This is a genomic window from Spongiibacter sp. (genome assembly GCF_041602295.1).
In the GTDB taxonomy this organism is placed as follows: domain Bacteria; phylum Pseudomonadota; class Gammaproteobacteria; order Pseudomonadales; family Spongiibacteraceae; genus Spongiibacter.
Genome location: NZ_JBFIGO010000149.1, coordinates 1 through 4,999 on the forward strand (window position 1 = coordinate 1; position 4,999 = coordinate 4,999).

Genomic DNA, 4,999 nt, shown 5'->3' on the forward strand with positions numbered 1-4,999 from the left:
ATCACCCGGTAGATCGCAAACGGCATCATGCCCACGCGCTCTACCCAGTTCATAAACACACTGATACAAGCGTAGGCGGTTACCGCCGACACCAGCAAGCCGATGGCCAATAGGTCCCAGGGCACCTGACTGCCACCCTGCAGTAACTCCAGCAGTTTGTAGCTGCCGGCCGCAGCAATAATCGGCATGGACAACAGAAAGGAAAAGCGCGCGGCATCGCTGCGCCCCAGACCCAGCATCAAGGCGGCAGTCATAGTAATACCGGAACGCGAAGTCCCGGGTACCAGGGCCAGTACCTGGGCAAAACCAATAATCAGCGCCAGGCGCAGGCCAATATCGGCAATGCTGCGGCTGTGGCTGGAATAGCGGTCGACCACGCCCAAAATAATGCCAAATACCAGCGTCGTGGTGGCCAGCACCACGCCGCCGCGAAGGTGTTGCTCGATAAAGTCGTTCAGCAGCAAGCCGGCGACAACGGCCGGCAGTGTCGCCACAATCACCATCCACGCCAATCGGCTATCCGGGCCCTGCTGTTTGGCGACAATACTCTGTGTCCAGGCGGTGAGCAGCTTACTGACGTCGCGGCGAAAATATGCCAACACCGCCAACAGCGAGCCCACATGCACGGCCACGTCAAAGGCCAAGCCCTGATCTTCCCAGCCCCACAGGGTTTGCGGCAATACTAGGTGACCGGAGCTGGAGATCGGTAAAAATTCAGTGAGGCCCTGAATAGCCGCCAGAATAACGGCCTGTAATGCATCCATTAATAGTTATCCCTATCGCTTAATTTTTTTGCCAGGCAACACTGTCACGCAGATAGACCGGCTGCGCCTGCTCGGCGGGCAGCGCCTTGCCGGCAAGGAAGTCACGCTCGGCCAGGCGCAGGGCGGCGCTGGCGCGCGGCAGTATCTCGGTGTCGACACAGCGCGGCGCGGCGTCGGCAAAGCGCGCCGCGTACTTCCAGCCATCGCCAAGCCCCACCGCCGCCGCAGCGGTATTACTGACCGCCTCTGGTGCCAGCAGTGCATCGCTGGCCAGCCCCTCGACCAAGCCACTGCGGTAGGCGTAGCGACCGAGATACACCTCGTCCATGCGCGCGTCCAATGCCGGCAGCAGCACGCTGCCGTCGGCCAGCGCCTCGCGCTCAGCGTAGAACTGCGCCATCGCTGCCAGGCTGGAAACCGGCAACACCGGCAGGCCGCTGGCAAAGGCCAGGCCCTGCACCGTGGCAATCGCCACCCGCAAACCGGTAAACGAGCCCGGGCCAGCGGTAAACGCAATACCATCGAGTTGCGCCAGCTTTAGCTCGGCAGCACTGAGCAGTTCGTCGACCATCGGCAACAAAAAGCGCGTATGGGCGCGGGGCAACAGGCGGTAGTCCTCCTGAATCTGCCCGTCGCGCAGCAGCGCCACCGAGCAGGCTTCGGTGGCGGCATCAATGGCAAGTAGTGTCGTCATAGCAGTGATTATCCGGCGGCAGCCCACATAAAAAAACGCTGGCATCATAGCACAGCGCGCCCCTAACATAGTGGCCTGAACACCCCTCCACAGATGAAAAACAAGGTGTACCCATGAGCACGCCAGCCCCGCAAACACCACCCTACAGCCTGCTGATACTGGCCGGCGGCCAAGGGCGGCGCATGCAGGGCCGCGACAAGGGGCTTATCAGTTGGCAGGGCCAGCCTCTGATCGCCCATATTTGCGCAGCGATGGCCGACGACGCCGGCGAGCTGCTGATCAGCTGCAACCGCAATACCGAACGCTATGCGCAATACGGCCGCACCATCTGCGACAGCCTGCCCGACTTCCCCGGCCCCCTCGCCGGCCTGCTTAGCGGCCTGGAAGCCGCCAACTATCCACAGGTATTGCTGCTACCCTGCGACAATCCGCAGCCCCCCAGCGATCTTTATCAGCGCCTGAGCGCTGCATCGGCCAGTAGCGGCATCCGCTTCGCCTATGACGGTGAGCGCGATCAGTACCTGTACGCACTAATTAATCGCAGTGAGCTGGCCAGCCTGCGCGACTATCTGGCCAGCGGGCGGCGCAGCGTTAAAGGCTGGTATGCCGAGCGCGGCGCCGTGGCGGTGGACTTTGCGGATCGGCGGGAGAATTTTCGGAATATTAACTTGGGGGAAGATTTACACCAGGGCTAACCGCCCTTAACTGCAGCCATACTGCGGGTCGAGCTCAGTTTTGTCCTTGTACGCGCGTGCTCCCTTTTATAAGGTCTAACTTCATTGCTTATAAGAGAAGTCGGCCTATGTCCCTGCGAAAATTCACCACACACGTATCTCAATTGGGTGAACCTTACTATACGGCAAGTTACAGTATCGACACCCTAAACTCGACAGGAGATGACGATCACATAGCGCACTTCGAACAATTGGAAGTGTGTTTTAACGATTCCGAAACAGCACGTATTGCCGCCAACCATGCTGCGCAACAGTGGATAAGCAGCCATCCTGCCCCACATGACAGAGAGACTGCGACACGCAGAAACGAAAAAGGCGCGCTATAAGCGGGCCTTTTAAATTCTTGGTACGACCGAGTGGACTCGAACCACCGACCCCCACCATGTCAAGGTGGTGCTCTAACCAGCTGAGCTACGGTCGTACTGCGCGGGCGATATGCCCTAAGAGCGGCGCATTATAAGCAGGCTTTGAGGGGAAGACAAGGCCTGCTTAGCAGGCTTTATCAGCTGATGAACATTCGCTCTTTGATTTCGTGCAGGCGATCGCGCAGCTTGGCGGCGGCCTCAAACTCGAGATTTTTGGCGTGCTCCTGCATCTGCTGCTCCATGGTTTTGAGCATTTTCGCCAGCTCGCCGGGCGCCATCGACTCGGCATCGAGCAGGTAATCACCCGCCGGTTCGGCCGCCTTGCGCTGGTCGCGACCGCGGCGATTGGCTTTAGAGCCCGGCGCGGCGGCGGCCTCCAGTATATCTTCCACCGATTTGTGTACGCCCTTGGGCACAATCCCGTGAGCTTCATTGTGAGCGACCTGCTTCTCGCGGCGGCGCTCGGTTTCATCGATGGCGCGGCGCATCGAGCCGGTAATGCGGTCGCCGTAGAGAATGGCCTTGCCGTTCAGGTTCCGCGCGGCGCGGCCGATGGTCTGAATCAGCGAGCGCTCGGAGCGTAAAAAGCCCTCCTTGTCGGCGTCGAGAATCGCCACCAGCGACACCTCGGGCATATCCAGGCCCTCGCGCAGCAAGTTAATACCGACCAGCACATCAAACTTACCCAGCCGCAGATCGCGAATAATTTCCACCCGCTCCACCGTATCGATATCGGAGTGCAAATAGCGGCAGCGCACATCGTGCTCATCGAGATATTCCGACAGATCTTCCGCCATGCGCTTGGTGAGCGTGGTCACCAGCACCCGCTCCTGCTTGGCGACGCGCTTATTGATCTCCGACAGCAGGTCGTCCACCTGACTACTGGCTGGGCGCACCTCCACTTCGGGATCGATCAGCCCGGTGGGCCGCACCACCTGCTCAACCACCCTGGCCGCGTGCTCCTCTTCATAGGGACCGGGGGTCGCCGACACCAGAATCAACTGGGGCACCAGTCGCTCCCACTCCTCAAAACGCATCGGCCGATTATCCAGCGCCGAAGGCAGCCGAAAACCGTATTGCACCAGTGTCTCCTTGCGCGAGCGGTCGCCCTTGTACATCGCGCCAATCTGCGGAATCGTCACATGGGACTCATCGATCACCACTAGGGCATTTTCCGGCAAGTAGTCAAACAGCGTCGGCGGCGCGGCGCCGGGATCACGCCCAGACAGGTAGCGCGAGTAATTCTCAATGCCATTGCAGTAACCCAACTCGCGAATCATCTCCAGGTCGTAGCGGGTGCGCTGCTCTAGACGCTGGGCCTCCACCAACAGCTCATTGCTGCGCAGCTGCTCCAGGCGTTCGTTCAATTCTTCCTCAATACGATCCACCGCCGCCAACAGGGTTTCTCGGGGCGTGACATAGTGGCTTTTCGGGTAGATCGTCACCCGCGGCATTTTGCCGTAGGACTCACCCGTCAAGGGATCGAAACCGCTAATACTGTCGATTTCATCGTCAAACAACTCGACCCGCACCGCATCTTTCTCGCTTTCGGCGGGGAAAATATCGATAACATCACCGCGCACCCGGTAGGTACCGCGCTGAAAGGCCATATCGTTGCGGGTGTACTGCAGCTCCGCGAGGCGGCGCAGCAGCTTGCGCTGGTCGATACGCTCACCGCGCACCAAATGCAGCACCATTTTGAAATACAGCTCGGGATCACCCAAACCGTAGATCGACGACACCGACGACACAATAATCGCGTCGGAACGCTCCATCAGCGCCTTGGTAGCCGACAAGCGCATTTGCTCGATATGGTCGTTAATCGAGGCATCTTTCTCGATAAAGGTGTCTGAAGCCGGCACATAGGCCTCGGGCTGGTAGTAGTCGTAGTAAGAAACGAAGTACTCCACGGCATTATTGGGAAAGAATTCTTTAAACTCACCGTAGAGCTGGGCCGCCAGCGTTTTATTGGGCGCCATCACAATCGTCGGCCGCTGCAACTGCTCCACCACATTGGCAATAGTGAAGGTCTTGCCCGACCCGGTTACCCCCAGCAGAGTTTGCGCGTGCAAACCGGCATTCACGCCCTCCACCAAGCCCCTGATAGCGGTGGGCTGGTCGCCAGCGGGGGCAAATTTGGAAACGACTTGAAACGGCTTGGCCATGGAACTCCTCAGCATGGATCGCTGCTGTCGGAAAAACCACCAGTTTACTATATCTGCAGCTTTACGCAGAACGCATTGCTAACGATCTCTAAGCGGAGGAAAAGCCTAGGAAAAAGCATTTTCACTTTTCTGCGACAAAGGCTTGACGCCCCCCGGAATGATCTTTAATATGCGCGGCCATCAGCTGATGAAGCTGTTCCGCCTTAGCTCAGTTGGTAGAGCAAATGACTGTTAATCATTGGGTCGCTGGTTCGAGCCCAGCAGGCGGAGCCAAACA

At 58.9% G+C, this 4,999-nt stretch carries 4 protein-coding genes and 2 tRNA genes; 2 read left to right on the forward strand and 4 right to left on the reverse strand.

Annotated elements, in window-relative coordinates; all coding sequences use genetic code 11:
- Together ABYM29_RS14755 and tsaB are read right to left on the reverse strand one after the other, a co-directional pair.
- A partial coding sequence (locus ABYM29_RS14755; RefSeq protein WP_372865552.1) for an undecaprenyl-diphosphate phosphatase occupies positions 1–764 on the reverse strand: 764 nt, incomplete at its 3' end.
- A gap of 19 nt (positions 765–783) precedes the next feature.
- The gene (gene tsaB / locus ABYM29_RS14760; RefSeq protein WP_372865553.1) at positions 784–1,458 is read right to left on the reverse strand and encodes a tRNA (adenosine(37)-N6)-threonylcarbamoyltransferase complex dimerization subunit type 1 TsaB; all 675 of its coding nucleotides are present in this window, start codon (positions 1,456–1,458) and stop codon (positions 784–786) included.
- A 113-nt stretch (positions 1,459–1,571) separates the two neighbouring features.
- Between tsaB and mobA the strand changes: the two genes are divergently transcribed.
- Complete coding sequence (gene mobA / locus ABYM29_RS14765; RefSeq protein ID WP_372865554.1) at positions 1,572–2,153, forward strand: molybdenum cofactor guanylyltransferase MobA; 582 nt, start codon at positions 1,572–1,574, stop codon at positions 2,151–2,153.
- 383 nt (positions 2,154–2,536) lie between these two features.
- Here mobA and ABYM29_RS14770 read toward each other — a convergent pair.
- Both ABYM29_RS14770 and uvrB read right to left on the reverse strand, forming a co-directional pair.
- Positions 2,537–2,613, reverse strand: a tRNA-Val gene (locus tag ABYM29_RS14770).
- A gap of 81 nt (positions 2,614–2,694) precedes the next feature.
- Positions 2,695–4,722 (reverse strand): excinuclease ABC subunit UvrB, encoded by a 2,028-nt coding sequence (gene uvrB, locus ABYM29_RS14775; RefSeq protein ID WP_372865555.1) that lies wholly within the window; start codon positions 4,720–4,722, stop codon positions 2,695–2,697.
- A gap of 197 nt (positions 4,723–4,919) precedes the next feature.
- On the opposite strand from uvrB, the gene ABYM29_RS14780 reads away from it, so the two are divergent.
- Positions 4,920–4,995: transfer RNA gene (locus ABYM29_RS14780), tRNA-Asn, on the forward strand.
- Positions 4,996–4,999 lie beyond the last annotated feature (4 nt).